The following is a 15341-nucleotide window of genomic DNA, read 5'->3' on the forward strand; positions in this document are numbered from 1 at the left end:
AGCGATGCGGCACGGTAGGAACCGGTTCATCGTCTCGTTCTTGGCGGCACCGGTGGCAATTTATCTGATCTTCGTGATCTGGCCATATGTGCAAGCCATCGGCCTGTCGATGACGGACTGGTCGGGCCTGACGCCGACCCAGGATTTCACTGGGTTCGCGAACTACATCAGGTTGGCGCACGACCCGGTCTTCTGGCTCTCGTTATGGCACAACGTGATCCTGCTTATCGTGCTGCCGCTGATCACCCTCACCCTGGGCCTGTTCTTCGCGTTCATGATCAACGTCGGCGGCCGCAAACGAAAGAACCAGACGGTCGCCGGCGTCCGGGGCAGCAAGCTCTATCAGGTGGTCTATTTTTTCCCGCAGGTGCTGTCGATCACCGTGATCGCGGTGCTCTGGGGCGCTATTTACAATCCCAACAACGGCGCCTTGAACTCGGGGTTGCGGGCAATCGGGATCCCATCGACCATCTCCTGGCTGTCCGACCCGAAGCTCGCTCTGGGTTGCGTCATCGCGGTGATGGTCTGGTGGCAGGTCGGTTTCTACGTCGTACTGTTCTCGGCCGGGATGAGCGCCATCCCGGACGAGATCTACGAGGCGGTCCTGCTGGATGGCGCCAACCGTTTCACCACCTTCTTCAAGATCACCTTCCCGCTGATCTGGGACACGATCCAGACCGGGTGGGTCTATCTGGGCATCATCGCGATGGACGGCTTCGCGATCGTCCAGATCATGACGAACGGACCGGGCGGTCCCGACGGCGCCACCACCGTCGTGCCGTTCTACCTGTGGGATTCCGCTTTCAACCACGGGCAGGCCGGCTACGGCATCTCCATGGGAGTGGCCATGCTCATCGTGACCTTGCTGTTCGCCGTCCTGACGCTGCGGTTCTCACGCCGTGAGCGGATCGAGTTCTAGGGGAAGTTGATGACGACTCAGATCCAGAAAGCGGAACCAACCGCAGTCTCGGTGGCGAAAACCCCGACCAAGCCGGAGAAGATTCCCAGCGAGGGCGGCGTTCTCAACGTCTTCTCGCACGGAATTCTGATCTTGTGGGCCGCGATGGTCATTTTGCCGATGCTGTGGGCATTCATGACCTCGTTCAAGACGAACGCGGAGATTTTTGAGGCGCCGTGGGCGCTCCCGACCAAACTGCATTTCGAGAACTGGTCCGGTGCCTGGATCAACGCGAACTTCGGCGCGTTCTTCTTCAACAGCCTCATCGTGGTCGGCGGTGGCGTGATCGGCACCATGATCCTGGGCTCGATGGCCGCGTACGTGCTGGCGAGGTTCGACTTCAAGGGCAACCGGATCATCTACTTCCTGTTCATCTCGGGAATGACCTTTCCGGTGTTTCTCGCCCTGGTGCCACTTTTCTTCGTACTCAAGAACATGGGCCTGCTCTCCACATACCAGGGCCTGATCGTGGTCTACATCGGATACTCGCTGCCGTTCACGGTGTTCTTCCTGACCTCGTTTTTTTTCCGTACGCTGCCGACCTCGATCGCCGAGGCGGCGCTGATCGACGGCTGCGGGCACGCCGGCACCTTCTTCCGGATCATGCTGCCGCTGGCCCGACCTGGCCTGATCAGCATCGGCATCTTCAACGTCCTCGGCCAGTGGAACCAGTATTTGCTGCCGCTGGTGCTCAACTCGGATCGTGACAAGTTCGTGTTGACGCAGGGACTCGCCGATCTGGTGGTGAGCCAGGGTTATGCGGGCGACTGGGGACAGCTGTTCGCCGGCCTGATGATCGCGATGCTCCCGGTCCTGATCGTCTACATCATTTTCCAGCGTCAGGTCCAGGCCGGCATGACGGCCGGAGCCGTTAAGTAGGTTTTCCGGTTTGCTGCAATGCCCCGTGGCCGGCGCCACGGGGCATTGTGCGTTAGAAGTCGAGTCGGTATTCGACCGTGGTTCTGGTCGGCAGATAGCCCAGAATCTCGTTCGTACGCCGCATGGGCAAGTTGGTGTCAACCGTGTCGGTCAGCAGCCCGGACACAGTTCCGGATGCCTCGCTCGTACCAGCCGGATCGACTCCGCCTTCATCCAGAGCGCGAGGCCGTGACCTCGATGTGTGGCCAGCACCGCGGTCCCCGAGCCATGGCCGTCGCCGGTCCCGTCGGCTGGCACCACCACATCGGTGAATCCGGCGACCGTGCCGTCGCCGGCGATCGCTGTCACGGTGTGCAGAACCGAGCCGCGGTCGGCCACCGCTTTCGCGACCGTGCGCACCCGTTCGGCGTCCCACCTGATCGCCTCGCCTTACGTCCTGAGTCGCCCACCGGCATGTCGTTCATCGCGTTGTGCGCGCCGGCCAGCGACTCGGCGAGTCCGTCCGGCGCGACACCTTCCCAGGAGACCAACCGATATCCGGGATGCGGCTTCTCCACGAGCGCGGCGATATCCACTTCTGTCAGGGAAAGTCTGGTATGCACCAGCGTGAGTACGGGTCGGAACCCCTTGTTGACAAGGAAAGTCGCGCCAGACGTGTCCGCCTCGACATCGCTGAGCACGATTTTGGCGCCAGTCGTACGCGCGTGCCCCAAGGCCGTTTCCAGTAACTGCGTGCCGACACCGGTCCGGCGGGCGGCTGGATGTACTGCTCCTTCCAATAAAACCAGGTGGCCGCGGTCAGGCGCGGTATAGATGCGAAGAAAAACGCGGTGCCAGCGCAGATACCGTCGGCATCAGTCGCCAGCATGGCCAGCCGGTAGTTGGTCGGGCCGTGGTCGTGCTCAGTCCAGGTGGTTATCCGAAAAGACAAGAGATCTCCAAGATGAGGAAGCCAAAAGAGTCGTCACCGAGGTGGCGCTCACCGCAGTCGTACGCATCAGCCGCACACCTCCTCCTCGTTTTTGTTGATCTCGGTTAGCTACAGCGCGAAACTCGCGGACATCAGGGTGGCTATCGCGTCGGCGTCGCCGTCCATCTGGAGACGGGCGGAATTTTGCCGGCCGGAGACGAAAAGGAGCAGCTCGCTGGGTTGGCCGTCCAGGCGTACGGTCGGCTCGCCGCGCGGTTCGGGCGGATGGTGCGACCGCCGTTCGCGGTCAGCAGCACGCCGACCGGCGCCCGGCGCAGCGCGAGCGGAGCCATGATCCGCAGGTTCGACCAGAACTTCTGTTCCACGTCGGCGGGGATGGCCCGCGGGCCCCATTCTGGCTGGGCGCGCCGGACGTCCTCATGGTGGATGAAGAACTCGGCCAGGTTGACCACGCCGTCGGCGAGCGGGTTGCCGGTCGGCGACCACCAGGCGCCGGAGTCGATCAGGTCGAGCAGCTGCTCGTACGACTTGGCTTCCATCACCTGGGTGCGGACCCGCTCGGTGTAGCCGGCGAGCTGGGGCAGCAGGATACCGAGGCTGCTGTCCGGCCGGCGCTCCCGGATCACCAGGTGCGCGGCGAGGTCCCGGGTGGTCCACCCGGTGCACAGCGTCGGCGCGTCCGGACCGACCTCGCGCATCGCCTCGACCAGCGCCGTTCGTTCCAACCGTGCGTGCGAAGTCATTCCGGCATCGTACGACCGGTGACCGCGGCCGGCTCCCGCTGACGGCTCGATGTGGCGGAGCCGACCCGGATGGTCAGGCCGAGCAGCCCGGCGGCCAGGAAGAGCGCGGCGATGTACCAGGCGGTCGCGGTCCAGCCGGCGGCGCCGTAGACCATCCCGCCGACCGTGCCGCCGACGCTGGCGCCGAGGTAGTAACCGAAGGTGTAAAGGCCGCCGGCAAGCGCCGCGCCGCCGGGGGAGCGGAGGCTGACCGACCGCCGCGGTGGCGGCCGAGTTGCTGGCGAAGAACCCGGCCGTCAGCGCGATCAGGCCGATCAGGATCAGCGGCAGCGAGTCCGGCAGCGTCAGCACTGCCGCGAGCGCCGCGACAGCTGCCGTCATCAGCAGCACGTATCGGTGCGGGAAGCGATCCGTCAGCCGTCCGCAGATCGCCGATCCGGCCGTACCAGCCACGTAAGTCAGGAAAATCAGCCCGACCAGGGTCGCCGGCAGGGCGAAAGGTGCGGCCAGCAAACGAAAACCGAGGAAGTTGTACGCGGTGACGAAGGCGCTGATCGCGAGCCCGCCGATCAGGCACAGCCGGAGCAGCACCAGATCGGACAGGTTTTGCTTCAGTAATGGCCAAAGTGGTGCGGGCGGACGATCTGCGTGCGGTGCCGACGCGGGCAGGATCCGTACTGCCGCGAAGGCGCCGACCAGCGCCAGCAGGCCGGCGATGGCGAGCGCCGCGCGCCAGCCGAGCAGATCGCCGGTCGCACTGAGCACCCGACCGACCATCCCGCCGACGCTGTTGCCGGCCACGTACAAGCCGGCCGCGGACCCCAGCTGCCCCGCCGGCACTTGCTCGGCCAGATAGCCCATGGCCACTGCGACCACGCCCGCGAAGGCCACCCCGGCGAGGCCTCGCAGGACCAGCAGCATCGGATAGCTCTTGCTCGCCGCGCCCGCCAGCGTCAGCACGCTGCCGGCCAGCACCGAGGCGGCCATCGCGCGGCTGCGGCCCAGCCGGTCGGCCAGCAAACTGGCCGGGATGACGAAAACCGCCAGCGCGCCGGTGGTGACCGACACCGTGAGGCTCGCCTCGCCCGGGGTGATCCGCCACGCCGTGGCCAGCACCGGAAGCAACGACTGTCCACTGTAGACAGCGCCGAAGGTGACCAGGCCGCAGAGGAAAAGTCCGAGGCTGACCCGGCGGCGGTTGGCGGTCATGTTCGCAACGTAAGGCTGGTCAGATCGATACGTCCAATACATGATTAATGGGTGACTGATACGGATCTGTATAACGGCGAGTGGACAGATCAGGTGCGGGCGCTGAGCCAGCGACTGTTGCCCTTTCTGGCCGTGGCCACCGAACAGCACGTCACCCGTGCCGCGATCGGGATGGGGGTGCCACAACCGACGGTCAGCCGGGCGATCGCTCGGCTGGAGGAGGAGCTCGGCGTCGCGCTCTTCGCGCGCAGCGGCCGGGGCGTACGACTGACCAGACACGGTCGCGCGCTGCTTCCCGCGGCCGAGCGAGCCGCCCGTGAACTCGCCGCCGGCTGCCAGGCGGTGCTCGCCGAAACCGATCCGGACGCTGGCCGGGTGTCCTTCGCTTTCCTGCACACCATGGCACCGCGTACGGTCCCGGAGCTGCTGCGTACTTTCCGTGCCCAGCACCCGCTGATCACGTTCACCCTGACCCAGGCCAGCACCGACGACATCCGCGAACGCGTTCGCAGCGGCGAGATCGACCTCGGCCTGGTCTCCCCAGGCACCGCTGGCCCCGGCATCGCCGTACGCCCGCTGGCCACCCAGCCGCTTGTCCTCATGGTCCCCGCCGGCCACCGCTTCGCCAGCCGTCGCCAGGTTCGGCTGGCCGAGGCCGCGACCGAGGCTTTCATTTGCCTGGAGCCGCAATACGGCCTGCGGCGGATCTGCGACGACCTCTGCCACGCGGCCGGATTCACTCCACGGATCGCCTTCGTCGGCCAGGAAGTCGAAACCGCCCGCGGCCTCGTCGCCGCCGGTCTCGGCGTCTCCATCCTGCCCATCACGTCTGCCGAAACGACCCCCGGCGCGGTCGCCGTCCGGATCAGCTCCCCGGTCGCCGCCCGTACGATTTGCTTGATCTGGCCAGCGGATCGGGACGACCCGTCGGCGGTTCACGACCTGCATCCGCCGGCCCGGCGGTTTCGCGAGTTCCTGCTGGCGAACGCTGGTCGCCTCCTGGCTGTTTCGGATTAGTTAGGTTCCCCAGAGCCGTCCTTGGTTTGGTCGGGACTGGGTGGGAATGGCGGGCCTGGTTCGGGTCCACTGCGGACGCGACAGCCCTGGTTGAGAGCGGTGTGTTGGGGAGGTGAGCGGCCTGGTTGGGGTGGTGTGTGCTGGGGACGCGACAGCCTGGTTAAAAGCGGTGTGTGCTGGGGAGATGAGCGCCCTGGTTAAAAGCGGTGTGCTGGGGAGATGGGCGCCCTGGTTAAGAGCGGTGTTTGTGAGGGTGCGGCGTCTCGTCTACCAGCCATCAGAAAATCCCGTCCCGCCACCAAAGACCGGTGGCGGGACGGGATTTTCTGATGGTTACTGCCGATGCGCCCTGTGTTTCTGGCGCCTTCGGCGCGGGCGCCGTCGACTACGGCTACGAGAGTCCGCCTTTGTAGGCCCGCAAAGACCGCGGACCTGCAAAAGGCGGACGCTCCTGCCGGAGGGGCGACAACATCGGCCTGGCGGCCGATGGCGCCGAACGGGGCTGGGTCCCGTTGAAGTTGACCAACTTGATGGGAATGGTGGCGGTTCCGCTCGGGGTGGGGACTGAGGGTCCCGTACAAAGTCGACCAACTTGATGGAAATGGTGACGGTTCCGCGCGGGGTGGGACCGTGAGGTTGGGTCCGTTGAAGTTGGCCGACTTGGTTTAAAAGTGACGGGTCCGGTCGGGGTGGGGACCGTGGGGTGGGTCGCGTTGGAGTGGCCGGCTATGGGGTGGACGGTGCGGGCTGCGCGGGGTTGGCGGGGGTGTTGTTGGGGTGGTGGTTGACGGCTTTGCGGAGCAGGAGGGGGGTGGCCAGTAGGAGGAGGCCGGCGGCTGCGATGGCGAGGCGGGGGGTGGTGACGGTGGCGAGGAAGCCCCAAAGGACGGTCAGGGTGGCGATGCTGGCGTTGCTGGCGATAGACCAGGCGGACAGGGTACGGGTGACGCGGTCGGTGGGAGTTTGTTCCAGGCGGTAGGTGGCGTAGACGGGATTGAAGACGCCACAACACGCGATCAGGATGAACTCGACGGCGATCACGACCAGGAGCCCGGGGACACCGGGACTGACGAAGGCCAGACCGAGGGGCCAGCAGGCGCGCAGCGTCCCGAACGTACGCAGGATCCGGTGCTGACCGAAGCGTGCGACCAGTGGCGGGGCCAGCCGGGAACCCAGCAGGCCGCCGGTGCAGGCGACCCCGAACGCCAGGCCGTACTGCCAGGGAGCGAATCCGAGGCGGCCGAGCATGAGGACGGCGAGCAGTGGGGCTGGGGCCATGATCAGGCCGTTGACCAGGATCGCGTTGAAGAACAACGGACGCAGCGACGGGTGGGTGAGGATGTGCCGCCAGCCGTCGAGCAGGTCGGCGGGCCGCAGCCGGGCCGCGTTGGTACGAGTGGGGTGTGGTTCCGGCCCGCCGATCGCCCGCAGCGCGCGCGCGGCCGACAGCAGATAGCTCACCGCGTCCGCCAGTACGGTCGTGACCGGTCCGAAGATCCCGACCGCGGCCATCCCGATCGGGGTCCGACCGCGCTCGCGGTCCAGGTGACGGACTCGAACCGGCCGTTCGCGACGAGCAGGTGCTCCGGGCGTACGAGCCCTTTCAGGTACGCGCCGCTGGCCGACTTGAAGGCGATGTCGGCCGCCGCGACGATGACCGACACAACCAGAAGCTGGCCGAAGGTGAGCATCCCGAGCGCGAACGCGGCCGGAATGCTGAGCACCGCGGCGAACCGGGTCAGGTCCGTCGCGACCAGCACCGGCCGCTTGCGGCGGAACTCCACCCACGGGCCGAGCGGCACCGCCACCGCCGCGCCTACCGCGAGGCCGGCCGCGGCCAGCACCGACACCGCGGCCGGACTGGAATGCAGCACCAGGATCGCGATCAGGGTGAACGCGTCGAACGCGAGCCAGGTGCCGAACGTACTGACCGCGTACGCGCCCCAGAGCCATCCGAACCGTCGGCCAAGCGACCGTCTCACCATCGCGCCCTCCTTGCCTCACAACCTCACGTTGGCCTTCACGATCTAAGCGAGCGGCCGGCCAGCGGATCAAACAACCGTTCGGTCGGCGAGCCACAACCGCGCGTTGTTTATCTACTGTGAGGTCATGGACATCGAAGCCGTACGGACCTTCGTCGCGGCGGTGGATGCGGGGCAGTTTCAGGAGGCCGCGACTGACCTGTCGATCACCCAGCAGGCGGTCTCGAAACGCATCGCCGCTCTGGAGAAAGATCTCGGTGTACGGCTGTTCATCCGGACCGCGCGGGGCGCTCGGGTCACCATCGACGGGCAGGCGTTCCTGCCGCACGCCCGCGAGCTGCTGCGGGTCGAGGAGCGGGCCATTGCCTCAGTACGCCCCGACCGCCGAGCGCTGCGCGTTGACGTGATCGGCCAGCGGATCGCCCCGGCCGGCTTGCTGCGCGACTTCCACCGGGCGCATCCCGAGACCGAACTCGACGTGGTCACCCACGTCCTGGACACGGACGCGGCCATCGAGGCGATCCGGTCCGGTGCCCTCGGACGCATCCATCCGTGCCGTCCCGCTGCCCGCGCGCCAGCTCACCGACGGCGTCCAAGCGGTCCGGGTCCTCGACGAGCCGATTCACCTGCTGACCGGTCCCGCGCACGCGTTCGCGATCGCTCGTACGATCGCGTCGAACGAGCTGGCCGGGCAGCGGATCTGGATGCCCGGGATCGTGCCCGGCACGGAGTGGGCCGCGTACTACCAGGAGTTCGCGACCGCGTTCGGCGTCACGATTGACGTGATCGGGCCCAACTTCGGCATCGAGCACCTGCTGGACATGCTCGCCGACTCGGCGGCGCTCGCGACCTTCGTCGGCGAGCAGACCCGGCTCGTCTGGCCGGCGAACTACGACCTGCGGCGGGTGGTCGTACGAGACCCGACGCCGGTCTATCCGCACTCATTGATCTGGCATGCGGGCAATCCGCACCCGACTCTCGCCACGCTGCGCGACTACCTGCGCTCCACCCGGCCCACCCTGGGCAGGCCCGGGACCTGGGCACCAGCCTGGTGATCGCGCGGAGTTCCGACTTTCGTCGCCCTAAGTAGCGAAAAGAGTCACAACGTGTGGCGTGGCGGGTGCCGGTAGGGACCCTGTCACCATGGAGGCATGAGCAGCGTACGTGACGATGAGCCGACCGAACCGGAGCAGGAGGAGGCCGCCGAAGCCGTCGTGGTGCCGGCGCCCCCCGGTTTGTCGTTGATCAAGGACGAGGAGCCGGACGCGGCCGAGTCCGACGACGACCTGGCTGGTCAGCGCAATGTCTCGGTGTTCCGCGGCCGAGTCGTCGGCGAGGAGCCGCTCGGGCTGGCGGGCGCGCCGACGCCGCTGCGGGTGGCCCGCTGGATCGCGCTCGGGCTGGCGGTCGCCGGCACCATCGGCGGGTGCGGGGCCGGCGCGGAGGTCGTGCTGCTGAGCCTTGCCGGCCTGCACACCTCGTTCGTCAGCGGGCTGGCCGCGATCGTGGCGGGCAGCCTGGTGCTGGTCTGGCTTCAGGCGTGGCTGGTCGACCGGGCCGCCCGGCGGCGCAGCAGCGGCGCCTGGTTCTGGTCGGTGGCGCTCTGCTGGCTGACGTTGTTGGCGCTGGTGGCCGCCGTGATCGCCGGCTGGGTCACCATTCCGGCGGCGGCCGGCGGCGTGGTGATCAACGTGATCCTGTTGGGCTGCCTGCAGTTTCATCGGGACACTCGGCGCTATCTGGGAGAGGACCTGTGAGATAGCGCTGTACGGTCGGGCCGACGGTGCCCACCAGCGTCTCCAGCGAGGCGGACCTGATGGGCTCAAGCTCCAGCACGTACCGAGCGAAGGCCAGCCCGATCATCTGGGAGGCGACCAGCGGCGCCCGGATGGCCCGCTGGTCGACGGCGAGCTGGCTGGTCGCCGGGCCGATGACCATGTCGGTGACGAACTCCCGCAGCATCGCGGTGGCCTGCGGGTTGCTGATCGCGCTTCGCAGCAGCGCCATGAACGGGCTGATGGTGTCGGAGCGATCCCAGATGCTGAGGAAGAACCGAACCAGCCGCTCACCGGCGCCTTCCGGGCCGCCGGCCATCACGGTGTGCACCAGTTGCGGGATCTCCGCCGGGAACTGCAGAGCGGCCAGAAAAAGGTCCTGCTTGGAGCCGTAGTAGTGATGCACCAGCGCAGGGTCCACGCCGGCCGAGGCGGCGATGCCGCGGATGGTGGTCCGGTCGAACCCGTACTGATGGAACTCACCGCGAGCGGCCGCGAGGATGTCCTCACGAGTACGGGTCTCGCCGCGCGGCCGCCCAGATCGCCGCCGGGCCGGTGCCGTGGCCGCCTGCCTGCCGCTGTGCCGGCTGGTCGCCGCCTTCCGGTTCGTTCCGCGCTGCCACCGATCACCCTTCGCTTGTGCTGCCCGCGACCACCGGGTCGCTGCCGCCCATCGTCGCACCTCGGACGGCCGCGGGGTCACAATGGAGGCATGGACACGGCCGTACGCCCCACCGCACTGGATCCCGCGGTGGCGGCGCGCCTCAAGCGGGACGACGCCGGCCTGGTGGCCGCGGTGGTGCAGGAGCAGGGCACCGGGGTGGTGTTGATGGTCGGCTGGATGGACGACGAGGCGCTGCACCGGACGCTCACCACCGGCCGTGCCACCTACTGGTCGCGCAGCCGGCAGGAATACTGGGTCAAAGGCGAGACCTCGGGGCACACCCAGCAAGTCCGCTCCGTCGCGATGGACTGCGACGGCGACGCGCTGCTGGTCACCGTCGAGCAGGTCGGCCCGGCCTGCCACACCGGCCTGCACAGCTGCTTCGAGACCATCGTCCTGCTAGACAATCAACCTCCGCGAACCTGACGTTTTCGTTGTCCACACCGGTGTGTCGGCGACGAAATGGTCAAGCTCGCGGTGGGTTTATTGGGCGTACGAGCCGACGATTCGCTCAAAGGTGTCGCGGTTGGCGTGCATTTCCCAGGCGGTCTCGGCGAGTTCGTCCGGGTTGACGCGGGGGACCGGGCCAATGTCCGCTGGTGCGTGCTTTTCGAAGATCTTGCTGGCATCGCTGCGGTCGATCAGGCCGCCGACGTGGATGACCCCGACGTAGACACCTTTGTCCGCGACCGCTGCGTTCAGATTTTGTACGTACTGACGAAGTCCGCCCAGCGCGATGCCGACGTTTCCGAGCGCTGGCACCGGGCGTACGGCTGACACACCGGAGCCGAGCAGGATGGTGCCGTCGCGGCGTTCGATCATGCCCGGCAACAGCGCTTTGACCAGCGCGATGGGAGCCCACAACGGCATCTGGAACTGGGCCGGCAGGTCATCTGGGTCGACGTCCAGGACATTCACCACCGGCGTGTCGAGATTGGACGGGCTGAACTGGGCCACGTCGATGTGCCCGAACCGTTCGTTGATCTCGCCGATCACCCGTACGAGCTCGCCGCGGTCGGTCACGTCGGCCGTGAAGGCCGCTGCCTCGATCCCGTTGGCGGCCAGCTCCTGAACGTATTTCTCCAGCTTGTCCAGGTTGCGGGCACCCAGCGCGAGGCGGAAACCTTCGCGCCCGAAGCGATTCGCGACGGACCGGCTCATGCCGGGGCCGACTCCGAAGATGGCAAGGGTTTTGGGCATGACTGTGTTGCCTTCCGGGTCCAGTGACTAAATTGAGGTGACCCTCAACTTGAATCGAAGGTAGCACGAAGTTGAGGGATGTCTCAAGTTTTGTACACTGGAGTCATGGCACTCACCGACGGTTCGACCGCACGGCCGGCGAAGGTGTTACGCCGCGACGCGGCCGCGAACCGCCGCAAGCTGGTCGACGCTGCGCATGTGGAGTTCGCTGGCCGGGGACTGGACGTGCCGCTGGAGGAGATCGCCCGGCGGGCAGGCGTCAGCATCGGGACGCTCTACAACCATTTCCCGACGCGTGCGGCGCTGCTCGACGAGGTCATGCCGGCCCGGCTGGCTCCGCTGATCGAGCTCGGCGAACAGGCGCTGGCCTGCGCCGACCCATGGCAGGGCTTTGAGTCGTACGTCTGGGTACGTGCGAGCGGCAGGCTGGGGACCGGAGCCTGAACGACATCCTGTCGCGCCGCTATCCGGACGCGTCGCTCGCCGAGTCCGCCTGCGGGGAGGGCTTCGCGCAGGTCGGTGCGATCGTCGAGAGAGCGCGGCGAGCTGGTGCGCTGCGGGCGGACTTCACGCTGGTGGACTTCGCGTACGTGCTCTGGTCGGCCGCGCGGATCATCGACGCCACTCGCGCGGTGGCGCCGCACAGTTGGCGGCGCCACCTCGGTTTTCTACTGGACGGGTTGCGTACGGCGGCCGCTACCCCCATCGACGAGCCGCCGCTCACCGCCGACCAGCTCCGCCAGTCGATGGTCAGTCTTGGCCAGGGTGAACAAAAACTGGGCTCTCGGTCAGCTTCAGCCGGACCTGGCCGTCGCTGACCTCGACCTCGTGAGCCTGACCGGCCAAGTCGATGGCGACAAGCCTCCAGTCCTGAGGAGCAGGTCGGGCTGGGCCTGGACTTGATGCTGGCCGGCATCGCCGGTCGGCCGCGGAGGCTGGCGTGTGACGATGGGGGTGTGGCGCAGCAGCACAAGACCGAGAATCCGCCCCGGCGCACCGTGGGCCTGGCGGCTAGCTTCGTGCTCTGCGCGGCCGGCGCCGGCCTCGCGCTTTGGGCCACCACCCAGCCGTGGGGCACCTCCCTCATCCACCAGGTTGCACCCCTCCCGCCGGTCACCAAGTCCATCGCGGGAGGCGCCGTCGCCCCGATCTCCGCCGCGCTGGCCCTGGTCGCGCTGGCCGGAACCCTCGCGTTGCTGGCCCTCAAACGGATCGGCCGTACGATCGTGGGCGCTTTCCTGGCGCTCTGTGGGCTGGGGATCCTCGCCGACGCGGTCGCCGCGGTGGCCGGTCCTGACCTGCGGCCGACCACCGCGTCGATGTCCGTGACAGTGACGGTGTGGTGGGTGTTTTTGGCTCTGCTCGGCGGTTTCCTGGTGCTGGTCAGCGGTGTCTGGGTGGCGTTGTACGCGCGCCGGTGGACGGCTTCGCAGCGGTACGAGTTGGGTTCGGACGGCAAGGCCCGGGTCGCCGCCGGCGGGTCCAACGACGCCGAGACGTGGGACGCCCTCGACCGCGGCGAAGACCCGACCCGGTAGCTCGCGCGGGGGTAGCGTCACCAAGATCGGTAGAGGAGGCGGTCAGTGACCCGTGCGGTGCCTAATGGTGGGGTGTCGTTTTGGTACGCCCAGCTGGGAAAGCCGGACTATCGGCCGGGTTTGCCGGGCGACACGGCCGTGGATGTGGCGATTGTGGGGGCTGGGTATACCGGGTTGTGGACGGCGTACTACCTGAAGAAGGCGCAGCCGGATCTGCGGATTGTGGTGCTGGAGAAGGAATTCGCGGGTTTCGGCGCATCTGGACGCAATGGCGGGTGGTTGACGGCGAACCTGGCCGGGTCGGCGAGTCGGTATGCGGCGAGTCACGGGCGGGCGGCGACGCTGGCGTTGCAGCGGGCCATGATGGCGACCGTTGACGAGGTGATCGAGGTGGCCGCGGCCGAGGGAATTGACGCGGACATTCACAAAGGCGGGAATCTGGAAATAGCCCGGAGTCCGGCGCAGCTCGGCCGGCTGCGGGACGAGTACGAGCAGTTGCGGCACTGGGGTTACCAGGACACCGACGTGTCCATATTGGACGGTGCTGAGCTGGCGGGCAGAATTCGGGTCCAGGGGGCGGTTGGCGGCATCTACAGCCAGCATTGCGCGCGCCTGCAACCGGCAAAGCTCGTCCGCGGGCTGGCGCGGGTCGTGGAGGGTCTCGGGGTGCGCTTGTACGAGCGGACCGAGGTGCTCGACATCGAGTCGCGGCGGGTGCGTACGAACCGGGGGACGGTGACCGCGGACGTTGTTTTGCGATGCCTGGAGGGATTTACCGCCGGACTCGCCGGCGAGCGGCGGAGTTGGTTGCCGATGAATTCTTCCATGATCGTGACCGAGCAGCTGCCGGACTATTTCTGGGCCGAAGTGGGCTGGCGGGAAGCGGAAACCCTTGGCGATATGGCCCATGCGTACATGTACGCGCAGCGCACCGCGGATGGCCGGATCGCGCTTGGCGGGCGTGGCGTGCCCTATCGATTCGCCTCTCGTACCGATCACAGTGGCGCCACCCAGATCCGTACGGTGGCAGCACTTTCCGAGCTGCTGCGGCAGCTGTTCCCGGCGGCCGTCGGAGCGTCCGTGGCGCACGCGTGGTGTGGGGTGCTGGGCGTGCCGCGGGACTGGTGCTCGACCGTACGGTTCGACCGGCCCAGTGGCCTTGGCACCGCGGGCGGTTATGTCGGTCACGGAGTGGCGACGACGAATCTGGCCGGGCGGACGTTGCGGGATCTGGTGCTGCGCCGCGACAGCGAGCTGACCAGATTGCCGTGGGTCGGCCGGCGGGTCCGCCGCTGGGAGCCCGAACCGCTGCGTTTTCTTGGCGTACGGTCGCTTTACGCGCTCTACCGGTTCGCCGACCGGCAGGAATATCGGGGCCGTCCGACCACCAGCCCGATTGCCCGGATCGCCGACCGGGTGGCTGGCCGCTACTGAGCTGACTGTTATCAAGGAGACCAGGACTAGCTATTTGCAGGTCTAAAGGCTGTGTTTTACCGGGCGATGACCGAGCCCGAATTGTCGGTCGGTAGCATCCCACGCATGGGATCGGGCGGGCTCGGAACAGGCCTGAAAAGAGGCGAGGTGCGCGGGAGCGATCGGTCGTGCCCGAATGTGGTTGTGGGCGACCGATGAGTGTTCTCGACGACATTCTCGTCGGGGTGAAAGCGGACGTCGAAGAACGTCAGGCCGCCGTCCCGCTCGACGAGGTCAAAAGGCTCGCGGCCGCTGCTCCGGCGGCAAAAGACGCTCTCCGTGCCTTGCGCGCGCCGGGCGTCGGCGTGATCGCCGAGGTGAAGCGTGCGTCGCCGTCGGCCGGCCAGCTGGCCGATATTCGCGACCCCGCCGCGCTCGCGGGGAGTATGCGGGCGGTGGAGCGCGGTGTATCAGCGTGCTCACTGAACGCAACTATTTCCACGGATCACTGGAAGACCTTGCCGCCGTACGAGCGGCTGTCGACGTTCTGGTGTTGCGCAAGGACTTCATCTTCAGCTCGTACCAGGTGCACGAGGCCCGCGCCCACGGCGCCGACATGGTGTTGCTGATTGTGGCCGCGCTGGAACAGAACGTGTTGATGGGGTTGCTGGAGCGGACCGAGTCGCTCGGCATGACCGCGCTGGTCGAGGTGCACGACGAGGCCGAGGCGGATCGCGCGCTGGAAGCCGGCGCGAAGGTTATCGGCGTGAACGCGCGAAACCTCGCGACTCTGGAGGTGGACAAGTCCATCTTCGAGCGGATCGCGCCCGGCCTGCCGTCCAGCGTGGTGAAAATCGCCGAGTCCGGGGTGAAGAGCACCCACGACCTCATCGCGTACGCCTCAGCCGCGCGCCGACGCGGTGCTGGTCGGTGAGGGCCTGGTGACCGACCGCAGCCCGCGGCAGGCGGTCGCCGACCTGGTCACCGCCGGGTCGCATCCGGCGATGCCGCGGCCGTCCCGATGAGGAGCGC

At 67.3% G+C, this 15341-nt stretch carries 18 protein-coding genes and 1 pseudogene; 12 read left to right on the forward strand and 7 right to left on the reverse strand.

The genetic code is table 11. The features are described 5' to 3' along the window. Window positions 1–52: 52 nt before the first annotated feature. Window positions 53–919 carry a carbohydrate ABC transporter permease gene (locus tag GNX96_RS30950; RefSeq protein WP_279581959.1) on the forward strand — a complete coding sequence of 289 codons (867 nt, stop codon included), beginning with the start codon at window positions 53–55 and terminating at the stop codon, window positions 917–919. Window positions 920–928: 9 nt separating this feature from the next. Next, window positions 929–1837, forward strand: a complete 909-nt coding sequence (locus tag GNX96_RS30955; RefSeq protein WP_163571557.1) for a carbohydrate ABC transporter permease — start codon at window positions 929–931, stop codon at window positions 1835–1837. A gap of 150 nt (window positions 1838–1987) precedes the next feature. Here GNX96_RS30955 and GNX96_RS56625 read toward each other — a convergent pair whose 3' ends face one another. The 3 genes from GNX96_RS56625 to GNX96_RS56635 all read right to left on the reverse strand — a co-directional run bounded on the left by GNX96_RS56625 (window position 1988) and on the right by GNX96_RS56635 (window position 4720). Further along, the gene (locus GNX96_RS56625; protein ID WP_279581960.1) at window positions 1988–2185 is read right to left on the reverse strand and encodes a hypothetical protein; all 198 of its coding nucleotides are present in this window, start codon (window positions 2183–2185) and stop codon (window positions 1988–1990) included. Then, a complete protein-coding gene (locus tag GNX96_RS56630; protein WP_313885825.1) occupies window positions 2182–2679 on the reverse strand; it encodes a GNAT family N-acetyltransferase in 498 nt (165 codons plus the stop codon). The genes GNX96_RS56625 and GNX96_RS56630 overlap by 4 nt, the downstream gene beginning before the upstream one ends. 229 nt (window positions 2680–2908) lie before the next feature. Then, window positions 2909–4720 carry a TIGR03085 family metal-binding protein gene (locus tag GNX96_RS56635; protein ID WP_279581961.1) on the reverse strand — a complete coding sequence of 604 codons (1812 nt, stop codon included), beginning with the start codon at window positions 4718–4720 and terminating at the stop codon, window positions 2909–2911. A 51-nt stretch (window positions 4721–4771) separates the two neighbouring features. Here GNX96_RS56635 and GNX96_RS30975 point away from each other — a divergent pair, with 51 nt between their 5' ends. Continuing rightward, window positions 4772–5737, forward strand: a complete 966-nt coding sequence (locus GNX96_RS30975; protein WP_279581962.1) for a LysR family transcriptional regulator — start codon at window positions 4772–4774, stop codon at window positions 5735–5737. 726 nt (window positions 5738–6463) lie between these two features. Here GNX96_RS30975 and GNX96_RS56640 read toward each other — a convergent pair. Beyond that, window positions 6464–7249 carry an MFS transporter gene (locus tag GNX96_RS56640; protein WP_279581963.1) on the reverse strand — a complete coding sequence of 262 codons (786 nt, stop codon included), beginning with the start codon at window positions 7247–7249 and terminating at the stop codon, window positions 6464–6466. Continuing rightward, entirely contained in the window at window positions 7195–7722 is a 528-nt protein-coding gene (locus GNX96_RS56645; RefSeq protein ID WP_279581964.1) for an MFS transporter, read from the reverse strand. The genes GNX96_RS56640 and GNX96_RS56645 overlap by 55 nt, the downstream gene beginning before the upstream one ends. Window positions 7723–7846: 124 nt before the next feature. Here GNX96_RS56645 and GNX96_RS30985 point away from each other — a divergent pair, with 124 nt between their 5' ends. The 3 genes from GNX96_RS30985 to GNX96_RS30990 all read left to right on the forward strand — a co-directional run bounded on the left by GNX96_RS30985 (window position 7847) and on the right by GNX96_RS30990 (window position 9476). After that, entirely contained in the window at window positions 7847–8500 is a 654-nt protein-coding gene (locus GNX96_RS30985) for a LysR family transcriptional regulator (RefSeq protein ID WP_279581965.1), read from the forward strand. Further along, entirely contained in the window at window positions 8436–8774 is a 339-nt protein-coding gene (locus GNX96_RS56650; RefSeq protein WP_279581966.1) for a hypothetical protein, read from the forward strand. The genes GNX96_RS30985 and GNX96_RS56650 overlap by 65 nt, the downstream gene beginning before the upstream one ends. 96 nt (window positions 8775–8870) lie before the next feature. Further along, window positions 8871–9476, forward strand: coding sequence for a hypothetical protein (locus tag GNX96_RS30990; protein WP_163571559.1), 606 nt, complete (start codon window positions 8871–8873; stop codon window positions 9474–9476). Here the strand turns inward: GNX96_RS30990 and GNX96_RS30995 are convergent. Continuing rightward, window positions 9406–10197, reverse strand: a complete 792-nt coding sequence (locus tag GNX96_RS30995) for a TetR/AcrR family transcriptional regulator (RefSeq protein WP_279581967.1) — start codon at window positions 10195–10197, stop codon at window positions 9406–9408. The two genes, GNX96_RS30990 and GNX96_RS30995, sit on opposite strands and share 71 nt — an antisense overlap. Window positions 10198–10206: 9 nt before the next feature. Here GNX96_RS30995 and hisI point away from each other — a divergent pair, with 9 nt between their 5' ends. Continuing rightward, entirely contained in the window at window positions 10207–10584 is a 378-nt protein-coding gene (gene hisI / locus GNX96_RS31000) for a phosphoribosyl-AMP cyclohydrolase (protein ID WP_163571561.1), read from the forward strand. A gap of 57 nt (window positions 10585–10641) precedes the next feature. Here hisI and GNX96_RS31005 read toward each other — a convergent pair whose 3' ends face one another. Next, window positions 10642–11358, reverse strand: a complete 717-nt coding sequence (locus GNX96_RS31005; protein ID WP_163571563.1) for an SDR family NAD(P)-dependent oxidoreductase — start codon at window positions 11356–11358, stop codon at window positions 10642–10644. Between the two features lie 105 nt (window positions 11359–11463). Here GNX96_RS31005 and GNX96_RS56655 point away from each other — a divergent pair, with 105 nt between their 5' ends. The 5 genes and pseudogenes from GNX96_RS56655 to trpC all read left to right on the forward strand — a co-directional run bounded on the left by GNX96_RS56655 (window position 11464) and on the right by trpC (window position 15334). Further along, window positions 11464–11802 (forward strand): TetR/AcrR family transcriptional regulator, encoded by a 339-nt coding sequence (locus GNX96_RS56655; protein WP_279581968.1) that lies wholly within the window; start codon window positions 11464–11466, stop codon window positions 11800–11802. An 8-nt stretch (window positions 11803–11810) separates the two neighbouring features. Next, entirely contained in the window at window positions 11811–12176 is a 366-nt protein-coding gene (locus tag GNX96_RS56660; RefSeq protein WP_390624187.1) for a hypothetical protein, read from the forward strand. A 138-nt stretch (window positions 12177–12314) separates the two neighbouring features. Beyond that, the gene (locus GNX96_RS31015; protein WP_163571565.1) at window positions 12315–12896 is read left to right on the forward strand and encodes a Trp biosynthesis-associated membrane protein; all 582 of its coding nucleotides are present in this window, start codon (window positions 12315–12317) and stop codon (window positions 12894–12896) included. Between the two features lie 45 nt (window positions 12897–12941). Then, complete coding sequence (locus GNX96_RS31020; RefSeq protein WP_163571566.1) at window positions 12942–14330, forward strand: NAD(P)/FAD-dependent oxidoreductase; 1389 nt, start codon at window positions 12942–12944, stop codon at window positions 14328–14330. A 194-nt stretch (window positions 14331–14524) separates the two neighbouring features. Then, window positions 14525–15334 (forward strand): annotated as a pseudogene (gene trpC / locus GNX96_RS31025) (indole-3-glycerol phosphate synthase TrpC). The last annotated feature ends 7 nt before the right edge of the window (window positions 15335–15341 follow it).

It is taken from the genome of Fodinicola feengrottensis (genome assembly GCF_010993775.1).
Classification (GTDB): Bacteria; Actinomycetota; Actinomycetes; order Mycobacteriales; family HKI-0501; genus Fodinicola; species Fodinicola feengrottensis.

What these genes read in the sequence shown, in the direction of transcription:
- GNX96_RS30990 (WP_163571559.1), top strand. Translation starts at nt 8,871, where the DNA reads ATGAGCAGCGTACGTGACGATGAGCCGACCGAACCGGAGCAGGAGGAG.
- GNX96_RS31005 (WP_163571563.1), bottom strand. Translation starts at nt 11,358, where the DNA reads ATGCCCAAAACCCTTGCCATCTTCGGAGTCGGCCCCGGCATGAGCCGG.
- GNX96_RS56635 (WP_279581961.1), bottom strand. Translation starts at nt 4,720, where the DNA reads ATGACCGCCAACCGCCGCCGGGTCAGCCTCGGACTTTTCCTCTGCGGC.
- GNX96_RS30955 (WP_163571557.1), top strand. Translation starts at nt 929, where the DNA reads ATGACGACTCAGATCCAGAAAGCGGAACCAACCGCAGTCTCGGTGGCG.
- GNX96_RS56655 (WP_279581968.1), top strand. Translation starts at nt 11,464, where the DNA reads ATGGCACTCACCGACGGTTCGACCGCACGGCCGGCGAAGGTGTTACGC.
- hisI (WP_163571561.1), top strand. Translation starts at nt 10,207, where the DNA reads ATGGACACGGCCGTACGCCCCACCGCACTGGATCCCGCGGTGGCGGCG.
- GNX96_RS56645 (WP_279581964.1), bottom strand. Translation starts at nt 7,722, where the DNA reads ATGGTGAGACGGTCGCTTGGCCGACGGTTCGGATGGCTCTGGGGCGCG.
- GNX96_RS56640 (WP_279581963.1), bottom strand. Translation starts at nt 7,249, where the DNA reads ATGGCCGCGGTCGGGATCTTCGGACCGGTCACGACCGTACTGGCGGAC.
- GNX96_RS30985 (WP_279581965.1), top strand. Translation starts at nt 7,847, where the DNA reads ATGGACATCGAAGCCGTACGGACCTTCGTCGCGGCGGTGGATGCGGGG.